24 protein-coding genes and 3 pseudogenes are annotated in these 22,266 nt (G+C 67.4%); 12 read left to right on the forward strand and 15 right to left on the reverse strand.

The genetic code is table 11. The features are described 5' to 3' along the window. Positions 1–13 precede the first annotated feature (13 nt). The 10 genes and pseudogenes from ABH927_RS32560 to ABH927_RS32605 form a co-directional block, all read right to left on the reverse strand. Positions 14–736, reverse strand: a complete 723-nt coding sequence (locus ABH927_RS32560) for an NAD(P)H-dependent oxidoreductase (RefSeq protein WP_370028022.1) — start codon at positions 734–736, stop codon at positions 14–16. 518 nt (positions 737–1,254) lie between these two features. Beyond that, the gene (locus ABH927_RS32565; RefSeq protein ID WP_370028024.1) at positions 1,255–2,046 is read right to left on the reverse strand and encodes an ABC transporter permease; all 792 of its coding nucleotides are present in this window, start codon (positions 2,044–2,046) and stop codon (positions 1,255–1,257) included. Continuing rightward, on the reverse strand, positions 2,043–2,993 hold the full coding sequence (locus ABH927_RS32570; RefSeq protein WP_370028025.1) for an ATP-binding cassette domain-containing protein: 951 nt from the start codon (positions 2,991–2,993) through the stop codon (positions 2,043–2,045). The genes ABH927_RS32565 and ABH927_RS32570 overlap by 4 nt, the downstream gene beginning before the upstream one ends. A 21-nt stretch (positions 2,994–3,014) precedes the next feature. Beyond that, the gene (locus ABH927_RS32575) at positions 3,015–3,863 is read right to left on the reverse strand and encodes a DUF4097 domain-containing protein (RefSeq protein WP_370028027.1); all 849 of its coding nucleotides are present in this window, start codon (positions 3,861–3,863) and stop codon (positions 3,015–3,017) included. Between the two features lie 82 nt (positions 3,864–3,945). Further along, the gene (locus ABH927_RS32580; RefSeq protein ID WP_370028029.1) at positions 3,946–4,464 is read right to left on the reverse strand and encodes a toxin-antitoxin system HicB family antitoxin; all 519 of its coding nucleotides are present in this window, start codon (positions 4,462–4,464) and stop codon (positions 3,946–3,948) included. 403 nt (positions 4,465–4,867) lie between these two features. After that, positions 4,868–5,824 carry a BtrH N-terminal domain-containing protein gene (locus ABH927_RS32585; protein WP_370028031.1) on the reverse strand — a complete coding sequence of 319 codons (957 nt, stop codon included), beginning with the start codon at positions 5,822–5,824 and terminating at the stop codon, positions 4,868–4,870. Next, on the reverse strand, positions 5,821–6,627 hold the full coding sequence (locus ABH927_RS32590; RefSeq protein WP_370028033.1) for a MerR family transcriptional regulator: 807 nt from the start codon (positions 6,625–6,627) through the stop codon (positions 5,821–5,823). Before ABH927_RS32590 ends, ABH927_RS32585 begins: the two co-directional genes overlap by 4 nt. Positions 6,628–7,036: 409 nt before the next feature. Next, positions 7,037–7,711 carry an aldo/keto reductase gene (locus ABH927_RS32595; protein ID WP_370028060.1) on the reverse strand — a complete coding sequence of 225 codons (675 nt, stop codon included), beginning with the start codon at positions 7,709–7,711 and terminating at the stop codon, positions 7,037–7,039. Positions 7,712–7,781: 70 nt separating this feature from the next. Beyond that, positions 7,782–7,850 (reverse strand): annotated as a pseudogene (locus ABH927_RS32600) (hypothetical protein); the annotation flags it as partial. After that, on the reverse strand, positions 7,847–8,170 hold the full coding sequence (locus tag ABH927_RS32605) for an aldo/keto reductase (protein WP_370028035.1): 324 nt from the start codon (positions 8,168–8,170) through the stop codon (positions 7,847–7,849). The gene ABH927_RS32605 and the pseudogene ABH927_RS32600, both read right to left, overlap by 4 nt. Positions 8,171–8,390: 220 nt before the next feature. On the opposite strand from ABH927_RS32605, the gene ABH927_RS32610 reads away from it, so the two are divergent. Beyond that, positions 8,391–8,819: an organic hydroperoxide resistance protein gene (locus tag ABH927_RS32610; protein ID WP_370028037.1), complete on the forward strand. Its 429-nt coding sequence runs from the start codon at positions 8,391–8,393 to the stop codon at positions 8,817–8,819. A 212-nt stretch (positions 8,820–9,031) separates the two neighbouring features. On the opposite strand, the gene ABH927_RS32615 is transcribed toward ABH927_RS32610, so the two are convergent. Both ABH927_RS32615 and ABH927_RS32620 read right to left on the reverse strand, forming a co-directional pair. Continuing rightward, the gene (locus tag ABH927_RS32615; protein ID WP_370028039.1) at positions 9,032–9,637 is read right to left on the reverse strand and encodes a TetR/AcrR family transcriptional regulator; all 606 of its coding nucleotides are present in this window, start codon (positions 9,635–9,637) and stop codon (positions 9,032–9,034) included. 243 nt (positions 9,638–9,880) lie between these two features. Next, entirely contained in the window at positions 9,881–10,372 is a 492-nt protein-coding gene (locus tag ABH927_RS32620) for an LLM class flavin-dependent oxidoreductase (protein ID WP_370028062.1), read from the reverse strand. Positions 10,373–10,424: 52 nt separating this feature from the next. Here ABH927_RS32620 and ABH927_RS32625 point away from each other — a divergent pair, with 52 nt between their 5' ends. The 8 genes from ABH927_RS32625 (at position 10,425) to ABH927_RS32660 (ending at position 17,567) form a co-directional block, all read left to right on the forward strand. Continuing rightward, positions 10,425–10,982, forward strand: a complete 558-nt coding sequence (locus tag ABH927_RS32625) for an ABATE domain-containing protein (RefSeq protein ID WP_370028041.1) — start codon at positions 10,425–10,427, stop codon at positions 10,980–10,982. 217 nt (positions 10,983–11,199) lie between these two features. Beyond that, a complete protein-coding gene (locus ABH927_RS32630; RefSeq protein ID WP_370028043.1) occupies positions 11,200–12,825 on the forward strand; it encodes an ABC-F family ATP-binding cassette domain-containing protein in 1,626 nt (541 codons plus the stop codon). Between the two features lie 424 nt (positions 12,826–13,249). Further along, complete coding sequence (locus tag ABH927_RS32635) at positions 13,250–13,423, forward strand: hypothetical protein (protein ID WP_370028045.1); 174 nt, start codon at positions 13,250–13,252, stop codon at positions 13,421–13,423. A 423-nt stretch (positions 13,424–13,846) separates the two neighbouring features. Beyond that, positions 13,847–14,407 carry a carboxymuconolactone decarboxylase family protein gene (locus tag ABH927_RS32640; protein ID WP_370028047.1) on the forward strand — a complete coding sequence of 187 codons (561 nt, stop codon included), beginning with the start codon at positions 13,847–13,849 and terminating at the stop codon, positions 14,405–14,407. A gap of 25 nt (positions 14,408–14,432) precedes the next feature. After that, a complete protein-coding gene (locus ABH927_RS32645; protein ID WP_370028049.1) occupies positions 14,433–14,996 on the forward strand; it encodes a carboxymuconolactone decarboxylase family protein in 564 nt (187 codons plus the stop codon). 61 nt (positions 14,997–15,057) lie between these two features. Further along, positions 15,058–15,570: a hypothetical protein gene (locus ABH927_RS32650; RefSeq protein ID WP_370028051.1), complete on the forward strand. Its 513-nt coding sequence runs from the start codon at positions 15,058–15,060 to the stop codon at positions 15,568–15,570. Further along, complete coding sequence (locus ABH927_RS32655) at positions 15,567–15,674, forward strand: putative leader peptide (RefSeq protein ID WP_370028053.1); 108 nt, start codon at positions 15,567–15,569, stop codon at positions 15,672–15,674. Before ABH927_RS32650 ends, ABH927_RS32655 begins: the two co-directional genes overlap by 4 nt. A 351-nt stretch (positions 15,675–16,025) precedes the next feature. Further along, the gene (locus ABH927_RS32660) at positions 16,026–17,567 is read left to right on the forward strand and encodes a sulfatase (RefSeq protein WP_370028054.1); all 1,542 of its coding nucleotides are present in this window, start codon (positions 16,026–16,028) and stop codon (positions 17,565–17,567) included. A 211-nt stretch (positions 17,568–17,778) separates the two neighbouring features. Here ABH927_RS32660 and ABH927_RS32665 read toward each other — a convergent pair whose 3' ends face one another. Beyond that, positions 17,779–19,209, reverse strand: coding sequence for a hypothetical protein (locus ABH927_RS32665; protein ID WP_370028056.1), 1,431 nt, complete (start codon positions 19,207–19,209; stop codon positions 17,779–17,781). Positions 19,210–19,623: 414 nt separating this feature from the next. On the opposite strand from ABH927_RS32665, the gene ABH927_RS32670 reads away from it, so the two are divergent. Beyond that, complete coding sequence (locus tag ABH927_RS32670; protein ID WP_370028058.1) at positions 19,624–20,052, forward strand: hypothetical protein; 429 nt, start codon at positions 19,624–19,626, stop codon at positions 20,050–20,052. A gap of 307 nt (positions 20,053–20,359) precedes the next feature. Then, positions 20,360–20,635 carry a hypothetical protein gene (locus ABH927_RS32675; RefSeq protein ID WP_370028064.1) on the forward strand — a complete coding sequence of 92 codons (276 nt, stop codon included), beginning with the start codon at positions 20,360–20,362 and terminating at the stop codon, positions 20,633–20,635. 243 nt (positions 20,636–20,878) lie between these two features. Here the strand turns inward: ABH927_RS32675 and ABH927_RS32680 are convergent. After that, positions 20,879–21,055 (reverse strand): annotated as a pseudogene (locus ABH927_RS32680) (transposase); the annotation flags it as partial. A 110-nt stretch (positions 21,056–21,165) separates the two neighbouring features. On the opposite strand from ABH927_RS32680, the gene ABH927_RS32685 reads away from it, so the two are divergent. Beyond that, entirely contained in the window at positions 21,166–21,555 is a 390-nt protein-coding gene (locus tag ABH927_RS32685) for a hypothetical protein (protein WP_370028066.1), read from the forward strand. Here ABH927_RS32685 and ABH927_RS32690 read toward each other — a convergent pair. Next, a pseudogene (locus ABH927_RS32690) lies at positions 21,447–21,950 on the reverse strand (IS701 family transposase); the annotation flags it as partial. The gene ABH927_RS32685 and the pseudogene ABH927_RS32690 sit on opposite strands and share 109 nt — an antisense overlap. Between the last annotated feature and the right edge of the window lie 316 nt (positions 21,951–22,266).

Below are 22,266 nucleotides of genomic sequence, written 5' to 3' on the forward strand. Positions count from 1 at the left end.
TACTGAGCCCACCTTACGGCCCCTGACCTGGGCGGCGGCGGTATCGAGCCCCTCCAAGGCGGATCGCGGATGTTCTCCCGCTCGGTGTCCCTGCGAAGAATGCGAACAGCAGCTTGCCCGGCCCGGTGGGGTCGTAGATGCCAGGCAGGGGCCCGGCGAGCATCTCCAGGACCAGGCCGTGGGCGGTGAGGTGGTCTGCGAGTGCGGTGAGTTCGGCGGCGTCGCGGCGGAGGCGCTTCATCTCGTACACGGTGAAGATGACCCGGCAGTGCGGGGCGTGCGCCTTGACCTCCCGCGCCGTCCGCAGCGCCTCCTCGAACCGGGGGCGGACCCGTACCCGGGTGCTGACGTCGGTGTGCTCACCGACGCCGTACGCGAAGTTGAAGGTGAACACCCGCTCCACCCAGCCTTTAAGGATCGCGGGCATCGTGTACCACCACATCGGGAACTGCATGATGATCGTGTCGGCCCACAGCAATTTCTCCTGCTCGGCGAGTATGTCCGGGGTGAGCGTCCCGGCGTCGAAGGCCCGGCCGGAGTCGTGGGCGACGTGCAGCGGATTTGATGCGTTGGGGCCGAAGTCCTCCGCGTCCACGACCGCCTTCCAGTTCATCGCGTACAGATCGGTCACCCGTACCTCGTGCCCGGCGGTCTCCAATGTGGACACCGCGTGGTCCTTCAGCGAGCTGTTAAGCGACTTCGGCTCCGGGTGGGCGTAGACGATCAGCGTCTTCATGGAAACTCCTTCGGATCGGTTGTGTTCGATCCTGGGCGCCACGGCGCCCGGCATTCAGGGACGCTTCTTCCATCGGACGGGACTTCCTGGTAATGGCAGGACCACCTTCACCGGCACCAAGGTCATACTGGGGGCATGGACGATCTCGCGGGCTTCCTGCGGACCCGGCGTTCCCGGTGACGTCTTCGACGTCCAGCAGCACCTCCCGCCGCCGCGAGAGAGCGCTCCCCACAACCGGGTGTGTAGCCGCCCCCGGGCCATCCACTTGGCTGGATTCCGGGCGGGGAATCAGATCGGCCGCACCTCGTGGTAGTCGGGCTGCCACATGGCGGTCTTGATGCGGTCGTCGATGTCGGTGAGGGCTTGTCCCGTCGCCGTGGGTGGTGAGCGAAGGTGACCGGGAGTTGCGAGAAATGCTCCCGAGTACCTACCGAGTGCCGCAGCCCGTCCGCGATACCAGGTGCCTGTTGGCGCTGCATCGTCTCTCTTTGGCTCAAGTGCGGCTTAGCGGGTGAGGCTTAGCGGGTGGACTCGCGGTTGAACAGCTTCTTCGACCAGAGGTAGCCGCCGAGCGCGATGACGACGCACCAGCCGACCGCGATGACGGCGTTGTTCCCGATCGGCGTGCCCATCAGCAGGCCGCGCAGGGTCTCGATGAGCGGCGTGAACGGCTGGTACTCGGCGAACCAGCGCAGGACGGTGGGCATCGAGCCGGTCGGGACGAACCCGCTGCCCAGGAACGGGAGCAGCACCAGCGGCATACCGACGTTGCTCGACGACTCAACGGTCTTGCTGGCCAGGCCGAACGCGACCGACAGCCAGATGAAGGCGAAGGTCATCATCACCAGGACACCGATGAGGGCGAGCCAGTCGCCAGGTCCCGCCGACGGCCGGAAGCCGATGAGCAGCGCGACGCCGATGACCGCCGCGATGCTGAGCATCGTCTGGATGAGGCTGCCGATGACGTGTCCGGTTAGGACGGACACGCGGGCGATGGCCATGGTGCGGAACCGGTCGACGATGCCCTCGGTCATGTCCATGGCGATCGAGATGGTGGTGCCCTGGACCGCGGCGGTGATCGTCATCAGGATGATCGCGGGGGTGACGTAGTTGACGTACTCCGCACGTCCGCCGGAGACGCCGCCGAGCCCGGCGCCGAGCGTGCCGCCGAAGACGTAGACGAACAACAGCAGTAAGACGATCGGCATGCCGATGAGCTGCAGTGTCATGGACGGGTAGCGCACCATGCGCTTGAGGTTGCGGCGAAGCATCGTCGCCGAGTCGGTCAGGGCGTACGACACAGTGCTCATCGTGCGGTCACCTTCTCCTTGTTGCCGGTGAGAGCGAGGAAGACGTCGTCGAGGTCGGGAGTGTGCACGCTCAGCGAGTCGACCTCGACCCCGTTGTGGTCAAGTCGGTCGAGCAGCGCCTTCAGCGACCTGAGGCTGCCGTCGTGCGGTACGCGCAGGGCGAGCGTGTCGCTGTCGCGGGATACCTGGCCCACGGCGCGCGCGGCGGATTCGAGGTCGCGCTCGTCGGCGAACCGCAGCAGGACGTGGCCGCCGGGAATGCGCCGCTTGAGCTCGTCCGCGGTGCCCTCGGCGACGATCTTCCCGTGGTCGAGCACCGCGATCCGGTCGGCGAGCTCGTCGGCCTCCTCCAGGTACTGGGTGGTGAGGAAGATGGTGACGCCACCCGCCACGAGCTCCCGCACGATCTGCCACATGGCGCGGCGGCTGCGCGGGTCCAGCCCGGTGGTCGGCTCGTCGAGAAAGATCACCTGCGGTGAGCCGACCAGCGTCATCGCGAGGTCGAGCCGCCGCCGCATCCCGCCGGAGTAGGTCGCCGCTGTCTTCTTGGCTGCATCGACGAGGTCGAACTGTTCGAGCAGCTGGGCGGTCCTGCGCCTGCCCGCCTTCCGGCCGAGGTGGTGCAGATCCGCCATCAGGGTCAGGTTCTCCTGACCGGTCAGCAGGTTGTCGACCGCCGAGAACTGGCCGGTGACGCCGATCGCGGCACGCACCGCGTCCGGCTCGGCGGACAGGTCGTGACCCGCGATCCGCGCGCTGCCCCCGTCGGCGCGGATCAGGGTGGACAAGATCTTGACGGTGGTGGTCTTGCCGGCGCCGTTGGCGCCGAGCAACGAGAAAACGGTGCCGCGCGGGACGTTCAGGTCGACGCCGTCGAGCACGACGTGGTCGCCGTACGACCGGCGCAGTCCGGTCGCCGTGATCGCAGATTGGGATGGCGTGGTCATGAGAACCCCTTCGAGATCTGGTCAGGAACGGCGGACGGTGATGTCGCCGAACGACGTGTGCGCGCGGATTTCGACGGTCTGCTCGGACTTCTCCGGTGCTTCGCTGAGACCGTCCAGCGAGTTCTCCACCCGCCCGTGCGAGGTGTTCAGGTCGAGCCATGCGGCGGTGCTGGCGGCGACACCGATTTCGAGGTGGCCGGTCGAGGTGTGCAGCGTGACGGTGTCGCGCGTGACCTGGCCGACGCGAATGGTTCCGTTGGAGGTCTTGGCTTCCACCATGGCGTCGGCCCGGTCGACGGAGATGTCGCCGTTGGCCGAGCGCACCCGCAGTTCGCCGGTGACGGTGCCGATGTCGGTGTTGCCGTTGGAGTTCTTGATGACGGCGGTGCCGCCGATCTCGCCGATGTGCACGCGCCCGGTGCTGGTGGAGACATCGGCGTTGCCCGCGACCGTTTCGACGGTGATGTCGCCACCGGAGGTGGCCAGTCGAAGCGGTCCGGTCCGGTCGAGGCGGAAATGCCCGACCGACGCCTTGAGCCGGCACTCCCCCAGCGTGCCGACGCCGCGCAGGTCCGCTACCGACAGGTCCGCGTGCACGTGCGAGCCGGTGGGAAGTTCGATCAGCACGTCGACCGACCTGGTCTTCTTGGAGAAGTCGAGCATGCGGGCCTTCGGCCCACGGACCGTCAACGTGCCGTTGGCGTACTCGACGCGCGTCTTCTGCGCGGCGTCCACATCGGACTCGTCGGACTCGTCGCTCGGCCGCACCTCGACGACGGTGTCGGTCCGGTCGCTCGCGATGATCTGCACGTCACCGACGGAGAGCTCGATGGTGGCGGAAATCGGTTCAGGCGTGGCAAAAACAGGCATGGCTATCCCCTCAGAATGAGTCAGAAGACATTTCCGCTGGTCAGAGATGTAGGAAGAAAGTGGTCCTGGGTGTCGGCGTGGGCTAGCGAGCCCAGCCCGTGTAACGCTGCGCGCTGCGCTTGCCGCGCCGGTCGGAGCCGTGGTCGCGCTCCGGGGCACGCAGCGCGGTCGAGGCGGCCCGCACCAGCCAGGCGTTGAGCGAGCGACCTTCCTTGCCCGCCGCCTCCTCGATCGCGGCCTTGAGCTGTTCCGGGAGGCGGACGTTGATCCGTGCCACTGGGCCGTCCTCGAAGCTCGCCGCGGCGTCATCAGCCGACACCGCGCCCAGATCCGGGGTGTCCTCGAGTGGCTGCTCCGCCTGCCGAACCGTCACGACGAAGTTCGGGTCACGTCCACGCAGGTGCACCTGGACCGAACCGGGAGCCAGGTCTCGGGTGATCTCGTCGGCAGCCGCCGACAACGCCTCGAGCAGGGTGAGCCGGATCGCCGACTCCATCGACACAGTCAACCGCTCGATCAGCACACTGGCGTCACCATCACCGGTTTCGACGGCGGTCAGCAGCTCGCGACCGAGGGAGGTCACATACGGGGTCAGGTCCATGGCATCACTATGGCACACCGTGATGCCATCGGCAAGCCATATTGGCTCAGATTGGCATCACTCTGGCTCGCGTTTCGCCAGGCTGCATGAACGCTAGCGCCGTGGTGAGCTCGGACCGGTCGGTGTCCATGCCGGGTTTCTTCTCCGCGAAGATGCGCCGGCACCCGGCGGGCTTTCGAGGCGTCGAGCAGGTCCTACGACGGCTGAGCGGGCGGCACGCTCGGATCAGAAAACGGCTTCCGAAGGCTGCTGAAGACCGGGGTTTTGAAGGAGTTGTTGAAGGCGTTTCGGCGTCTCCGGGCGCCTGGTCAAGGGTCTTCAGTTAACGATGTTTTTTGAAGCCTGTCCGGGCTGGATCGCGTTCCGGGCTTTACTCCCCAAGGCGGCTCAGCGCCTGCATGGCCTAGCGCTCTATGCGTGAAAGATCGCAGAGGATGGTGCCTGCCTGTACGAGGCACTGCGCACTGCCTGATTCACCGGCTTTTGTGATCAGTGCTGGGACTTCCGTCCATAGGGTGGCTGCCTCGGTGTACAGCCCGTGGCCGGTGCGCAGGTGGCTGCTGTCGAGCAGTTGGGCGCATTCGTCGAGGAAGTCGCGGTAGAGGTTACGGAAGAGGGCACCGCCGGTGCCGGCCTTCTCCATCAAGAGGGCAGCCTGCGGTAGGTCCCGCTGCGGGTTGTCGGTCCGCTGGAGCCATGTGCGCACCAGCTTTCCGGCCTTCTCGATGCCTCGGTAGCCGAGGTTGGCGATGGGCGGGTTGAGGAAGGCGTCCGCGCAGGCGGTGATGGCGGGAATGATCTGGCCGTGTGGGGAGGGCAGGTTCCTCGGAGCGGTGAGGGTGAAGGACCGGTGCTTGGCGGTCATCGGGCCGCGCGCGGCCCTGGCCTCGGCGAGGCTGGTCAGGCTGGTGGATACCGTTCCGCCTTGCTGGTCGGTGTCCACCAGGTAGGCGTCGTGGTCGTCGTAGCCGTGCATGGCCACGACATGACCGCCGAAGTGCACCTTCGACCCGAAGTAGTCCAGGTAGTAGCTGTCGAGCTGCAGTCCGACGGGGTGGCCGGCGTCGATGGGGGCCACCACGTTCTCCCAAGCCCTGCGGGGGGAGGTGGTCTCCTGGACCAGGAGCTCCAGCCCGAGCCTGGTGGCCAGGTTTCTGGTGAGGTCGAAAGGCTTGACCCGTCCCCCGAGGAAGGGGAAGCCCATGTTCTTGCCGTCCCAGTAGATGAACGACAGACCGGAGCCGAGGCCGAAGAGCATGGGCTCGGACAGGTCGAGTCCCTGGTGCCGCAGCAGCACCCCCAGAGCTGTCGTCTCGCAGTGCTGCGTACCCCGGGCATCAATGTCTATTACCGTGGTCATGCCATGCTTTCCTGGACGGGGATGATCAGCCGGGTCATCAGTTCTTCTTGCGGCGCCTCTGCCGGCCCGACGAGATAGGCCTCACGTACGGGCGCTTGCGGGCGCAGCCCGCGCTCGTGGATGGCGGAGAAGAGAGCGTTGTAGGCCAAGGGCAGTTGGGCATAGGGCCCGATGTGCATGGTCTCGGCAATGGGTCCGCCGGGAAGCGCCTCAAACTCCAGGCCGGGCGTCCCGTCCCCCTGCGGCGTCTGCACTCCGACGGCGATCTCCATCCGCTCTTCCAGATCCAGCGGGTACAGCGCCCACAGTGGCAGCTTCCATGCGATTCTCGCCTTGCCGAGTACGGGCAGCAGCCGGCTTACGCACTCCTCGACCTTCTCTCCGATCTCCGCAGGGGTGCAGACCGCTCGCACCACTGCCAGCCGTCGCTCCGGCTCTCTGCCCATCGTCACCTCATAGCCGGGCAGGCCGCCCTCCGCCAGCCGCTCCAGCATCTCCAGCCGTGCCTGGTCCCTGCTGATCCGCTCGGCCAGCCGGTCCCGCTCAGCGCGCAGGATCTGTGCCCTGGACTCAGGCTCGGCAGCCAGCGCCTGAGCGATCACAGCCAGGGGAAGATCCATCTCACGGAGCAGGGCGATGGTCAGGGCATCACGTGCCTGTTCAGGTGTGTAATAGCGGTAGCCGGAGCTGGCATCCACGCGGACCGGAGGCAATAGCCCCATCTCGTCGTAGTGCCGTAGCTGCTTGACGCTGAGCCGGCACAGGCGGGCGAAGCGCCCGATGGTGAGAAGTTCGTCTTGCACGCCACCATGGTGGACTCTCCCACGGTGGGAGAGTCCAACGCTGTACCCATTGGCCCCAAGGCCCCCCTACTCCTCTTCGCCGTCGTCATCGCTTGGGGCGTCCGGGTCGCGCAGCGGGCGCAGGCCCTGGCCGGGGCTAACCGAACCGCTTCGTCCTTGACGCCCGCAGCGGCGAGATCACCGAGAAGGAGATCACGAAGATGATTCCACGACTGGCCGAGATGACCGAGGTCCTGAAAGAGGCGGACCCGGTTGATGTCCCAGGTTCGTCGGCTCTCAGCGAGCTCTAACTTTAGAGAGGACCCGGTAGAAGGGCCATCGGCTGAGGAGCCACTCGGTCACGTCGAACAGCCGGACGCCTTCGCCCGTGCCGTGACGGCCTTCGTGGCAGCCACGGCCGAGTGACGGACTAGCCGCACGCACAGCATGCGAAGTCCGTCAACCGCTGCTTTCGGGTGCCCAGTTCCGTACGGCGGGGGCATACCCGGCAGGCTTGTCCCCGACCTTGACGCCCGGACTGACCAGCCAGCTCTGATAGTCGGGCGTGAACATCTGGTAGACCGACAGGGGCGGCACGGAACTCGCCTCGTCGAGCTCGGCGCGCAGCTCGGCCGGCAGTTCGAAGTCGAGGGCCGCCATGTTTGGCGTCGAGCTGGTCCGCGCTGCTCGCCCCGACGATCGCCGAGGCGACACCGGGCTGGGTGGCGACCCAGTTGAGCGCGACCTGGGCCATCGTCACGCCGAGCTTGTCGGCGACGCTCTCGACCGCCGCCAGTAGCCGCCATTCCCGCTCCGTCCACGAGCGTCCGGGGGAGCCCGCGCCGCTGAGCCGACCGTCTCCGGCCAAGCCCTGGTCGGCACTGCGGTACTTGCCGGTGAGGAAGCCGCCGCCGAGCGGGCTCCGTGCGGTGATGCCGAGTCCCAGGCTCAGTCCCATGGCGACGTGCTCCAGCTCGATCGCCCGGTCGATGAGGGAGTAGGGCAGTTGAAGGCTGACCACCGGTACGAGGGAGTGGGTCTCGGCGTAGGTCTGGGCCCGCGCCGCGTACCAGCTGGGCACGTCGGACAGGCCCGCGTAGCGGATCTTTCCGGCCCTGGGTGAGGTCGTCGAAGGTCCGCATGACCTCCTCGACGGGAGTGATCCGGTCCCAGGTGTGCAGCAGGAACAGGTCGATGTAGTCGGTGCGCAGGCGGCGCGGTGACGTATCGACCGCTCTGATCATGTGCTTGCGGCCGTTCCCCCCGCGTTCGGATCTCCGGGGGCGACGCTGTTGGTGAACTTGGTGGTGAGCACCACCCTGTCGCGCATCTTGGCTTCCGCGATGAGGTTGCCGAGGATGGTCTCGCTCTCGCCGGCGATGTAGAAATTCGCGGTGTCGATGAAGTTCCCGCCCGCTTCGAGATAGCGGCGGAAGATCGGGCGGGCCTCCTCCTCGGTCTTGCCGTACGCGGCATGGAAACCGCCGGTGCCGAAATTCATCGTGCCCAGTGCCAGCAGGCTGACGCGCAGCCCGGAACGTCCGAGCAGGTAGTGGTGATCCACGGACATGAGGGTGCCACTCCGTTCGCAAGCAGATTCGAGGAGGTTGGGACGAACACTTGTCAGCTTGCGTATCCAAAAATGGACTTTAAAGTCCAAAGATGGCCAATCGTCACTGCCTTGACAGGTGACGGTGATGCTGCGAGCATCGTCACCAGTTAGACGGGTGACGCCGATGGTGTGCCCGTTCAGAATGAGAGATGCGCGTCGGGAAGGAACTGCCATGGCTGCCAGCTACACCGCGGTCGTCACCGTGACAGGAGAGGGCCGCAACGGAGGCCGCGTCGCGGCCGACGACGGTCTCCTCGACACCACCCTCGCCATCCCCAAGGAGCTGGGCGGGGCCGGGGGAGCCACGAACCCCGAGCAGTTGTTCGCCGCCGGCTGGGGCGCCTGCTTCCTCGGCGCGGTCAGGAGGGCGGCGGCGCAGCGCAAGGTGAGGCTCACGAGCACGAGCATCACGGCCGAGGTGACCCTGCGCCACGGCGACGGCGGCGAGTTCGGCCTCGCCGCCGTCCTCAACCTCGAGCTCGGCGGCGTGGACGAGCAGACCGCCGCCGAGCTCGGCGCGGCCGCCCACCAGATCTGCCCCTACTCCAAGGCCACTCGCGGCAACATCCCCGTCACCATCCGGGCGACCGCCGTCGCCTGACCCGCCGCCGGCCGGCGTCCTGCGTCGGCGGCTTCACCACGGAAGGGAGCATCCCGTTGCGTATATCGAATCTTATGAAGGCGTTGTCGCTGGCCGTGCTCGCGACGGCCGTCGCCCTCGCCTGCTTCGCCCAGGTTTTCTGAGCACGAATAGGCGGGACGGCGGGCGTGGCGACAGGTCGCGCCCGCCGCTCCCGGAGGGTGAGCCCTCCGTCAAGGCGACGCAAGCTTGCTGGCGCGCAGGTGGGCGATGCCCATATCCAGGGCGGCTTCCAGATGGTCGATCTCGCCGGTGGACATCTGGATCAGTACGCCGCCCTGGATGCCGGCGAGCAGGGCGGCAGCCGCGCGGTCGGGGTCCAGGCCCGGGTCGATCTCGCCGGCGTCCTGCATGTGCCGCACGCCGGTGGCGATCTCGGCCTGCCAGCGGTGCATCAGCTCGGTGACCACGGCCTGGGCGCCGGGCGTGCGGCTGCCCAGCTGTGACATGACGGAGTTGAGCGGGCACAGGCGGCCCTGCCTGCGGTAGCGGTCGACGACCTTGTCCCGCCACGATTGCCAGGCGGGCCAGGAGGTGAGGTCGCCGAGCTGGGGCCGCTGGTCCTCCAGCACCCGGTCGGCCTCGAAGCGGGCCACGGCCAGCAGGAGCTCCTCCCGGCCGGCCGGGAAGTAGTGGAAGAGCTGGCTCTTGCTCGTCGCCGTCCTGGCTAGCACGTCGTCGAGCGTCATGTTGGCCACGCCGTGCTCGCGGATGTGCGCTGCCGCACCCTCGAGAATGCGCTGCCGCGTCGCGGCCCCCTTGCGGGTCAGAGTGCGCATGACCGCCCTCCGGACTGGACTTGCCAGTCCATGGTAGCTGGAGTGCGCATCAAGCGGGGCGCTCATCGGCGAGCGGCGAACAGCAGCAGCCACCCCTTGACTGAGAAGGTCACGCCAGCAGGTTCGAACAGCGCCACCGCGTATTCAGGTGGGAGCGGCATATGTAGCCGGTGCCCCAGCGTGCGATCCGGGCCAGCGCCGGCCGTGCGAACCCGCCGAAGAGGAGCTCAGGGCCGCTCGCGCTCACCGGGGCCGGACCGACCGGCCCGAGACCCGGGGCGACCGGTTCGCCGGCCCGGATTCGGCGCATGGTCGCCAGTTGCTCGTCCATCCGCCGCCCCCGTCCGGCATGATCGGCGCCCACGGCCTGGAAGTCGTCCTCCCGCGCACCGATCCCGAGACCGAGGTGAACCGGCCGCCGGACAACCGATCGAGCTTGGCGCTCTGCTTGGCCAGCAGCACCGGATCGCGCAGGGGCGCGAGCAGCACTTCCGACCGCACCCGGATCCGCTCTGTCACTGCCGTCATGGCGGCCAGCATGACCATGGTCTCGGGGATTGTCGTACACGATCCGGTCCGGCACGCCGATCCTGGCGTACGGACCGGCGTCCGCGCGCTTCGCCCACGCGACCAGCGCGGCAGGATCGACGAAGGCCACAGCGAGTTGTCGGCCGGATCGTCGAACGAGAGGGGCGCCTTCTGGACCGAACAAGTCCGCCTCCCGCCGTCACCGATTTAAGGGGTGACGGCGATTGTGTGCCTTGAAGTCACCTGTCAAACTGGTGATGTGAAGCACGTGTTTTTGTGCGGCAACCCCGCGCTCGACCTCGCCTGCACGCTCCGCGCGCGCCGCACGGAACGCGTGGAGACGCTCGACGTCCCCGACCGGCTCGACGCCTGGTACCTGGAGTCCGGCGTCGTCGACGCCGCCTCCCCCTGTCAGGAGGCGGATCTGGCCCAGGCAGTGGCGGTACGCGAGGCCATCTACGCACTGGTCACCGCCCGGCTCGCCGGTGACGCGTACGACAACGAGGCGCTCGCCCTGCTGAACGAGACCGCGCGCAAGCCCCCTGCGGCGCCCCAGCTCACGGCCAAGGGGCGCTGGGTTGAGGCAACCCCCGTGCAGGCGCTGTCCACCGTGGCCCGGCACGCCATCGAGCTGCTCAGCGGGCCAGAGGTGCCGCTGATGAAGGAATGCGCCAACCCCGAGTGCACCAAGATCTTCATCGACCGGTCGCGCGGCGGGCGCCGGGAGTGGTGCGGCATGGAGTCATGCGGCAACAAGATCAAAGCGGCGGCCTACCGGGCTCGCAAGAAGGAGACCCAGACGGCCGTTACCCGCTGATGCCGGCGACTGCTATGGTGAAAGACGCTTGAGATCGGAAGCTGGGAGACCAGACGTGGCAGGTGACGACGACATCTCCGGGTGATACCGGAGGTTGATCGGCCCCGGCAGGCGCACATGACCGCCGCCGATGTGGCCTTTGTCGTCATTCCCCGAATCCCTGTCCCCCTTGCCGGGCGGCTTCGGCGCGCCCGCGTTCTCGTACGAGGTCTTTCGCATGTCCGATGCGTTCATCGTCTGCTCCCACCTGTCCTTCTCCTGGCCTGACGACACGCCCGTCTTCAGCGACCTGTCCTTCACCGTCGGCGACGGCCGCACCGGCCTCGTCGCCCCGAACGGCGCGGGCAAGAGCACGCTGCTCAAGCTGATCGCCGGCGAATACGCGCCCCGCGGTGGCAGCGTGTCCGTCGACGGCGTGCTCGGCTACCTGCCGCAGAGCCTGCCCCTTACCGGCGACCTGACCGTGGCCGAGGTCCTCGGCATCGCCCCGGTGATCGCCGCGCTGGACGCCATCGAATCGGGCGATACCAGCGAGGAGCACTTCACCACGATCGGCAACGACTGGGACATCGAGGAGCGCACTCGTGCCCAGCTCGACCGGCTCGGGCTCGGAGACCTCGCGTTCGACCGCACGCTGGCCACGCTGAGCGGTGGCCAGGTCGTCTCGCTCGGCCTGGCCGCGCAGCTCCTCAAGCGGCCTGACGTCCTGCTGCTCGACGAGCCGACGAACAACCTCGACCTCGGCGCGCGCCGCAGGCTCTACGACGTGCTCGGCGACTGGAACGGCTGCCTGCTCGTGGTCAGCCACGACCGGGCCCTGCTCGACCGCATGGACCGCATCGCCGAGCTCGACCGCGGCGAGATCCGCTTCTACGGCGGCGGCTTCACCGCGTACGAGGAGGCCGTGCGCGCCGAGCAGGAGGCCGCTGAACGCAACGTGCGCAGCGCCGAGCAGGAGCTCAAGCGTGAGAAGCGGGAGATGCAGCAGGCCCGCGAGCGCGCCGAGCGCCGGGCCGGCAACGCCGCCCGCAACCTCAAGAACGCCGGCCTGCCGCGGATCTTTGCCGGGAACATGAAACGGGGCGCCCAGGAGTCCGCTGGGCGGGCGGGCCAGATGCACGCCGCCCGTGTCAGCGATGCCAAAGCGAGGCTCGACGAGGCCGGACGGGTGCTGCGCGACGACCAGAGGATCGCGCTGGAGCTGCCGGGCACCAATGTGCCCGCCGGGCGCACAGTCTTTCACGGCGAACGCCTGCAGGCCCGCGGCCTGTTCGCCGGGCCGGGCATCGACCTGACCGTCCGCGGGCCCGAGCGCATCGCGCTGACCGGTCCCAACGGCGCGGGCAAGTCCACCCTGCTGCGCCTGATCAGCGGCGACCTGGAGCCCGACAGCGGCACGATTAGGCGGGCCGACGGCCGGGTGGCCTACCTGTCGCAGCGGCTCGACCTGCTCGACGTCGAGCGCACCGTGGCCGAGAACCTGGCCGCGTTCGCACCCGGCATGCTGGAAGCGGAGCGGATGAACCTGCTGGCCCGCTTCCTGTTCCGCGGCGTGCGTGCGCACCTGCCGGTGGGCGTGTTGTCGGGCGGCGAACGGCTGCGCGCCACGCTGGCCTGCGTGTTGTGCGCCGAGCCGGCGCCCCAGCTGTTGCTGCTGGATGAGCCGACCAACAACCTGGACCTGGTGAGCGTGGCGCAGTTGGAGAGCGCGCTCAGCGCGTACGAGGGGGCGTTCGTGGTGGTCAGCCACGACGAGCGGTTCCTCGCGGAGATCAAGGTGGGGCGCCGGCTGGAGCTGTCCGGGGGGCGGCTGCTGGAGACCGGGGGGCCCGCCGGTGAGTGACGCGCTGCTCGCCCGCGATCTCGTACGGACACTGGGGGCACGGCGCGTGCTCGACGGCGTCTCGCTCACCGCCGCACCCGGCCACCGGATCGGGCTGATCAGCGAGAACGGTGCGCATGTCCACCCTGCTGCGGTTGCTGGCCGGAGTGGACGAGCCGGAATCCGGCACCAGCGTGGAGGTCGCCTTCATGCTGAACCTCTCGCCGGAGGAGGTGCCCTGGGAGTCGCATCCGGCCGGCACCGGGTGGCTGTCGATTAGGTGTCCGCCTGCGCGAGGGCATGATTGTGCTGGCCGACCGTAACATCGCCGCCCAGAAGCTGAACTGCGCGATCACCGGCACCGGCGCCCACGTGCTGGTCCGCGTCCGAAATGACCGCCGCCTGCCGGTCTTGCGCCGCTGCAGCGACGGCTCCCAACCTCTCGATGCTGGGCGGGCTCGCGGTCCGCGTCGTGGAGTGCGTGATCGCCATCACCACCGCCACGGGGCGGGGCACCGGCTCCTACCGGCTGGTGACCAGCCTGCTCGACCCGCACCGCTTACACACCGCCCAAGACCAGGTCATCGGCGCGGCCGACGTCATCGCCGGCACCTCGTAACTGCTGCGGGCGATGGTGGCGTTGGGGTGTTCGGACATTAGGCGCTCCTCTTTGAGGGAAGGGGTAAAGAGGGTGGCTTCCGTGAAGCTACGCCGCCTTGGAAGGACGACAAGAGACGCTCAGATGCCGGAGATAGGCCGCAAGCGGCGGGGGTTTCGGCGATGCCGCAATTCGATAAATGAGCCGTGAATATGCGCCATGAGCGTAACTCGCCCGTTGACAGCCGAGCGCCCATGTGCAGATCATGAGGGCGTTTGCCGCGAATAGACCATTCGCCGAAACCTGTGTAAAGCTCGGACCGAAAGCTCAAACCCCCGTGAAGTCCAGACTCGTGTGAGCTCAGACCTCCCGTGTGAGCTCAGACCTCTCTGAGCCAGACCGTGAGCCCAGGCTTGTCCGCCGTCCACCCTGTAGGGAGTGTCCATGCCCCACATCGCCCTCAACTCCGACGAGCCTGGCATTCGCGGCCTTTTCCGGTTCCGCCCGGAGACGGCGCGCCCGCTGAACGAGCTCGTCGAGGTGTTGCTACGGGCGGAGAGCACGCTGTCGCGCGGGGAGCGAGAACTGATCGCGGCCTACGTCTCGTCTCTCAACCGCTGCCGTTACTGTTACTCCTCGCACGCCGCATACGCCGCGATCCAGCTTCCCGAGGGGATGGACCTGGTCGAGCAGGTGCGCGCGGACCTGGACGCCGCCCCCGTCTCGCCCAAGCTGAGGGCGCTGCTGGGGATCGCGGGAGCCGTACAGCAGGGTGGGCAGCAGGTCTCCGACAAGCACATCGCGGCCGCCAGGGCGGAGGGCGCGACGGACGTCGAGATCCATGACACGGTGCTGATCGCGGCGGCGTTCTGCATGTTCAACCGCTACGTCGACGGGCTGGCGACGTTCGCCCCCGACGACCCCGAGGTGTACGCGGCGCGGGCGGAGCGCATCGCCTCCGACGGCTACCTGGCGCTGCTCGCCGAATCCCAGCACGCCGGCTGAACACCCCACCACAGAAGGAAACGGAATGCCGCATATCACTCTGAACACCGATGCTCCCGGGATCATGGGGCTGATGAACTACCGCCCGGAGACCGCCGCGCCGCTGAACCATCTGGCCGAGGTGCTGCTGCGTGGGGAGAGCACGCTGTCGCGCGGGGACCGGGAGCTGATCGCGGCGTACGTGTCGTCGCTGAACCGCTGCAAGTTCTGTTACTCCTCGCACGCCGCGTTCGCTGCGGCCCAGCTCGCTGAGGGGATGGACCTGGTCGAGCAGGTGCGGACCGATGTGGACGCCGCTCCCGTCTCGCCCAAGCTGAGGGCTCTGCTCGGCATCGCGGCAGCCGTACAGCAGGGCGGGCAGCAGGTCTCCGACAAGGACGTCGCGGCGGCCAGGGCGGAGGGCGCGACGGATGTCGAGATCCATGACACGGTGCTGATCGCGGCGGCGTTCTGCATGTTCAACCGCTACGTCGACGGGCTGGCGACGTTCGCCCCCGACGACCCCGAGGCGTACGCGATGGCCGCCCAGCGGGTCATCACAGAGGGCTACGGCAGCACGACACCCCCCGTGGAGCGCCCCGCCCGATGACCACGAACGGATCGGCGAGCACGTCCATCGTCATCTGATCATCGGAGCCGGGCCTGCCGGTTTGCAGCTCAGCTACTACCTGCGCCGGGCCGGACTATCTCACCCTCGAACGCGAGGCCGCGCCGGGCGGCTTCTTTCGCACGTACCCGCGCCACCGCAGGTTTCGCACGGGCTGCGGCGGCTGGCCGCGATCGAGTCGGTCCGAGGCTCGTTCGAATCTGCCGCAGCGGCGATCGGCCGTAACACCGGCGTCAAGCTGGGCGAACGACAAGCTGAAGCACTCGCCCAGGCCGCCGCGGCCGACATCGACGACTTCTACTCCGCGCTGCGCCCGCAGCCTCGCCCCGGCCGATGGGTGCTGGTGCTGTCCGTGGACGGCAAGGGCATCGTGATGCGGCCCGAGGCACTGCGCGAGCCGACCGCGCGCGCCGCCAAGGCCAGCAGCTCCCATCTGGCCAGCCGCCCTGTCACCCGGGGAAAGTCCGACAGACGAGCCACGGCAGCAACATGGCACCCATATGCCGAAATTCCCTACTTGACGTATAGGGATTCTATGAGTTCGATAGACCCATGACGCCGTACGCCCGCTGTGGATTCGAGTTCCACGCCATCGTGCGGCGGCACATCGATCTGGCACGGGTGAGCAGTGCCCTGTGTCGCCCGGCATCCGCCCGCTGACACTCTCCAACCCTCATCCAGCCCAGGCGTCACCAGCCGCGGCGCATGCCTGCATGCGGCCGGCGTGCCGTCCTGGATGGACCCATCCCGCGTCGCGCGTGGCATACGGCCGCGTGCGCCGCCACCGTATCCCTGTCTCGCGATGTCTGCCGCATCGGCGGGCATCGGGGCTGTCTGCCTCCGGGGTGAGCACTGTGAAGACCACCACCAGGGGTGACGAACCCGGCGGTTTGCCTATACCCGGCAAGGGGGTGATGCGCCGAGACAACTGCGAGGACACACGGCAATAAATCTGAAAGCACAGGAAGAAAGGGCGCAGGTGTGAAATCGTACACGGCACATCGTCGGAGATTGACGCTCTCGTTGACCCTGCTCATCCTGCTCGCGAGCGCCGTCTACGCGGGTCTGAGATTCGAGGGTTCGCTGGCGTTGGCGGCGACGACGCAACCCAACATCGTCTTCATTCTGACCGACGATCTCGACGAAGACGTCTTCGGCAAGGACGCCGGGCTCCAGACGCTCCTGACCAGCCAGGGGACCACATTCAACAAGCAGTTCGTCGAGCTTTCCCTCTGCTGCCCGTCGCGAACGTCGACGCTGCGCGGGCAGTTCGCCCACAACACGGGGATCTTTACGAACGATGCCGCCAGCGGCGGTGGATTCGAGTCCGTGTACAACAAGGGGCTGGAGAATTCGACGATCGCGACGTGGCTCCAGAGCGCCGGGTATCGGACGGGGTTCTTCGGCAAGTACCTGAACGGCTATCCCAACGGGGCGCCGAGCAGCACCTATATCCCACCCGGATGGACCCGTTGGTTCAGCCCCAACGGCGGAAGCCCCTACTCCGAGTACAACTACGACGTCAACGACAACGGCACGACCGTCCATTACGGCAGCGCACCGTCGGACTACGGGGTCGACGTGATCTCGCGCAAGTTGACCACCTTCATCAAGAACACCACCACCAACTACCCGAACAAGCCCTTCTTCACCTACGTCGCTCCTTACATTCCCCACGGGCCGGCGACCCCGCCGCCCCGCTACGCCGGCATCTACGCCGGCGCCAAGGCTCCGCGGACTCCGTCGTTCAACGAAGACGACGTGAGCGACAAGCCGGCCTGGATACGGAACAAGGCCAAGCTCACACAGACCCAGATAGACAACATCGACGCCCTGTACGAGAAGCGCAGGGAGTCACTTCGATCGGTCACTGACCTTGTCCAGGACACCATCGACACCCTGCGGGCGCAGGGCGTGCTCGACAACACCTACATCGTCTTCACCTCCGACAACGGTTTCCACCAGGGACAGCATCGGCTGAACTCCGGCAAGAACACTGCCTACGAGGAAGACCTCAATATCCCGCTGGTCATCCGAGGGCCCGGCGTTCCCGCCGGAGCGGTTGTCAACTCCTTCACCCTCAACGTCGACCTAGCGCCCACCTTCGCCGAACTCGCCGGGGTGACACCGCCCAGCTTCGTCGACGGCCGGTCACTTGTACCGTTCCTCAAGGGGGTCACGCCGTCGCGGTGGCGTCTGGCCTTCCTGAACGAGCACGCCGGGCCTAGCACTCTCAACACGAATACCCAGAACAACCTGTTGGAACCGCAGGATCCCGGTGATGCGCAGGCGCTGGCTACCGGGGGAGCCCCCGTCTACGTCGGCCTGCGAGCCAAGCCCAACACGCTCGGCACGCACGGTCCGTTGAACTACGTCGCCTACGACACGGGCGAGCATGAGCTGTACGACCTGTCCGTGGACCCCTACCAACTCGACAACTCCTACAGCAGTGCCAGCCAGACGCTCAAACAGCGGCTCTACGCCTGGGTGGCCAACCTGAAGAACGCCTCCGGCCAGGCATTGCGTGACGCGGAGGAGAACCCGCCGCAGTAGCGGGCCCCTCGCCGGTTGCTAGAAGGGGACAGGATCTTCCCTGTCCCCTTCTCCAGGCCCCCGAGCGCCGCGCTCCCGGACTCACCACCGGTCAGCATCGTGTGACCGGCACCTCCAGTCCGTCCTGACGCCGTTAACCAACTACCGGAGACCTTGTTGTTTATCGATCACCGACACCCACAGTCAGCGCCTCGTGATCATTTAAAACGCCCTAGTCGATCTTGGTCTTTCTGCTCAGACTCGCGTAGTAGTCCTCAAGCATCATGCGGAGCGCTGGGCGGTCGGTGAGCTGGATCGACTGGACGACGTGGGCCACTTCTGAGCCGCTGAAGGCGGCTTGCTTGCCCTCCCAGATGTGGTCGGTCAGCTCGAAGAGGATGTTTCTGGCGACGGCGTCCGGGGCGCCTTGCGAGGCCCAGCCGAAGGAGACGGTGATTGTGGTCGCGGTGGGCGTCGACTCGAAGGTCAGGGGCTGGGTGTCGTCGGGCGTTGCCGGCTGCGGGTGCGCGCCGGGATCGTCCTTGGTGCGCTGCTCCGGAGCGCGGTTGAGCCCGCCTCCCGGCTGGGCGCCGAGCCTGAGGACGAGGTAGGTGTTCACCGCGCTCATCAGGGTTTCGAGCTGGGCGAAGAGCTCTCTCAGCACAGCGGTGAGCAGTGGTTCGGAGTCTGAAGGCATCGGCGGCAGTCCGCGCAGTTCCTGGGGGGTGATCCGCCCGTTCGCGGCCAGGCCGATCAGGTCGTAGACGCGAACCCAGGCGCGGACCACTCGTGAGCACATCAGTGCGTGCACCTGCGCCAGCGAGTCGCCGGCACCGTCCCGTAGCGCCTGGACCTCCCCGGCGTTGAGCTGGCCCGGCATTCCGCCGATCAGGTCGATGACCACCTGCTCGTAGTTGCCCGCGTTGAGGAGAGCCAGCTTCGGCGGCAGCAAGTAGTGGGCGTGGGCGTCGCGGTAGGCGAAGTCGACAGTGGGCTCCACCGCGAGCGTGTGCGAACCCTCGTGCACCAGGGTGGAGGCAGCCTTCACGTCGGACATGAGGTGCGGGCGAAACTCGGAGGACAGGTCGATGCGTGCGGCCGCGCCGCTGCCCCGCCCGAGCGCCCCCATCGAGCGGGGCAGCTCCGGGTTGTAGAGCATCCCCTTGCTCTTGCCGTCTGAGCGGGTATGGATGGCCTGCAGCTGCTGCAGGATCTCCCGGAACCGGGGGGCGGCCGCCGCGGCGGCCTCGTCCCCGAAGCAGGTCCGCACACTCGCCATCGCTCGCGGCGAACCAGTCTCGATCGGGCGGACCACCTTCTCCTCGACCAGTTTCAGCAGCCGGATGATCCACGGGCTCCCTGCCACCGGTGGAAAATCCTCCGCCGGCTGCTGCGCCTGGGTAGCCGCGGGGGCGAGAAGCTGGTTGAGATCAGTGACGAACTGCGGCAGCTCGGCCGCCCTGCGTCGTGCCGTACCCTCCTTGGCCTCCCCGGGAGGGATGAGGTTGAGCTTGCTCCACTGGACGACGAGCCGCTGGTAGGAGTCGCCACGCGTGGCCTGCTTCGCGAGGGCAGCATCGATCAGCCGACGGTAGGAGGCGTAGACATTGTTCTCGTTTGCCGCGATCTGCTTGAGCAACGCGGGAGTGGGAACGGGGATCATGTCACCGTTGTAATCCCCCGGAATCCGTTCCCGATTGCCAAGCGCTTGCAGAAGGTGACCTATCGGTGGACGCTTTGTGAGCTATTCCTCCCCATGCCCCAACACGTCGCTTTGGCAGGGCGGACGACTAAGAGGTCGCAACAAATGATCTCTGGCGTATCCCCCGGTCCGGCTCGTCGTTGATCTCCGTGTGAAGAAGGGCGAGCAGCTGCCGTGGATCGTGCGGGACAGCCTTGCGCAGCGCCCTGAACATAGAAGCCATCCTGGCCGCCAGATGGGCCGACCCCGCTCAGTTCTCCGACGATGAGTTCGCGCGGGCGGAAGGGTTCTGGCTGAACCGGCGGGCTGAGGACGATCCGCTCCTGCAGATCCGTGCGAAGGGCGGCCCGCTTGGTCGAGTCGTGGACCGGGCGGATGCCTCGCGACGTCGGCTCGTTCGGCATCCAGCTCAACCTGGAGACCCGCGACCTGGACCTGGGCATCGGCTCCCCGGTGGACGGCCGCCAGAAGCTGATGGCGGCGCTCTCCTCACACGCGGCGTTCAAGGATGAGCGCCGCACCCGCTTCAACACCAGCCGGCTGGTCTCCGCCTTCACCCTGAACGGAGTCGAGATCGACCTGTCGGCCCTGACCGAAGAGGACTTCACGGTCGCGTGCCGCATGCTCGACGAGATCGACACCCAGATGAGCCGGGACGAACGCATCGCCCACACCTGGGTCAAGCACCTGCTGCGCTCGGCTGGCCGGACGGATGACTACGCCACCTGGAAGCTGGTCACCTACGCCCGGTTCTGCCCGGAGTTCAACTGGGTGCCGACTTCTGAGACTTCCCCCGCTGTTTAGTGCCGCAGCAGCCAACGTTCGCCCTGTCTTGATTGGGGACATGACCGTCGGCTTTCCGCCATGAGAGCATGATCGGTTCAGGCTGCCGGGTGCCTCCGAGCTGCCCGCTTTCGTCCCCTGGCGGTCTGGATGTGCGGTTTCTGCTGTTTCGATGAGATCCCGTCGACTCAATGGTCGGGAGCCATGTGAAGCTCCCGGATGTACGCTCACAATCGCGGCTCAAATGCGACCCTGATGTTCATGCTGACTTGGGAGGTTCCATGGTCCGCAGCATCAAGCTCCTGCCCTTCGCCTGCAGTTCCGCTCTGTGACCGAGGAGAAGGGGCGACACGACCCCGACGACTTCTCGGGGATCAGCCTCGGCGGCGCGGCCTTCATTTTGACCGTCGTGGCCCTGAGACACCCCTGGCAGACGCTCAAGGAACTGCTCACCGTGGTCCGTCGGCTGGGCCGCCGGGCGCTCAGGCTCGCGATGGCCCCCTTCGTACTGGTGGCCGTAACCCTGTGGTCGCGCCGAAGAGATCGACGCCCCACCTTCGAGGACTATCTGCATGGCCGCGAGGAGGAAGGAGACCACCCGTGACCGGGATCGCCGAGTACGGCGGCGTTCCACGGTGCGAGCACCGTCGCAGGGAGCAGTGCTCGTCATGGGGCCTGTGCCGACTGTCGATCCAGTCGTAGCACAGCGTGACCTCCAGCCCTTGCGCAGTCGGGCGGCCTGGCTGTCGGTCTTCTCGGGAATGGTGTGCCGGATGCCGCGGCGGCGTAGGTAGTCCCGAACCGGCCCGTTGCTGTAGGCCTTGTCGGCCGTGAGGCGGTGGGGCTTCTTCCGCGGTCCGTACCGTTCCGGCAGATCACGCCACTGCACCCGAGTCCGCACTCGGTGCAAGATCCCGTTGATCACCTGCCGGTGATCCCGCCACCGGCCACAACGTCCGTCACTGACGGGCAGGAACGGCCGTAGCCGCTCCCACTCGGCATCCGTCAAGTCACCCCGCTCCATGTCCACTTCAACGACTGGGGCATGGAGCAGTGACATAACCGTCCCGGACAACTCCTTGCAGAAACAACGGCCGGGGCGCGCTGCATCCCGACGCAATCATACTGCGATTCGTGACCCTTCAAGAGGTACGTGTCCGCCACCGCAGTGGGCAATGGTGCTCCGGTGTTCGAACCGGCGACAACATCGTGGCCTACGACGTTGAGATCCTTCCCCCGTGGCGGGTTCCCGGCCGACCCACGACCGATCGCTGCTTCGTAATCGCCGACGAAGGGATACAGATCACCAGGCCGGTCACCTTCGTCGACGCACTCGAAGGCGGTTGGTACATCGACCTGGTCGAACTGGAGGAAGCGGGCCCGAAGCGGCTGGTGGTCCACGACCTCTACGCGGCGATCATGTCCGCGGCCAGGGCGGGTTTGGTGGCGAACGCGATCGGGTCCGGCACGCCGGCGGATCGGCAGCGGGGCTGGTCGGCCAGCCAGGAGTGCTCAGGCAGGTAAAGACGGCGATCGTCAATGCCCGCCCGCGTGGGGTGGCATAGGCCAGGAACACGCCGACCTGACTGTTTTCGATCCGGCCTGCCGTACCGGTGTATTGACGTTGCACCCCGGCCGATCGGCAGCCCTTTTTGAGGAAACCGGTCTCGTCGACGATCAGGACTCCATTGCCGCCGAGGTGTTCGCTCACGTAGTGGCGCACCTCATCGCGTACGCCCCCGGTGTCCCAGCGTGCGGTCCGCGGCAGGCGTTGCATGGTCTGGGGGCCCCGTCAGCCCAGCGTGCTCGGCCAGGTTCCAGCAGTTCTTCCGCTCCACGTCCGACAACAGGCCCCGGACGTAGGCATCCGCTGCGCGACGCGGCTCGACCCGGCTGAACCGGTGTGCGATCCGCCCCATCAGGTCGTTGCAGGTGACGATCCAGCGGTCGGGGTCTACGCTGTCGGCCACGGCCATCACGCGATCTTCAGATGTCTTCACAAACTCCGAATGATCACGTGGTGGATACTTGGCGCCACCTTGCCGCCCCAGGCCCGATGGCCAATCGAACTGTCACTTCGGTGGCCCGCTACCGAGCCGCGGGGGGGGGGGGGGGCGCCCCCCCGGGGGCGGGGGGGGGGGGGGGGGGGGGGGGGGGCCGGGCGGGGGGGGGGGGGGGGGGGGGGGGCGGGGGGGCGGCGGGGGGGGGGGGGGCGGCGCGGGGCGCAGCGGGGGC

The organism is Planotetraspora sp. GP83 (genome assembly GCF_041262585.1).
Classification (GTDB): Bacteria; Actinomycetota; Actinomycetes; order Streptosporangiales; family Streptosporangiaceae; genus JAOEGB01.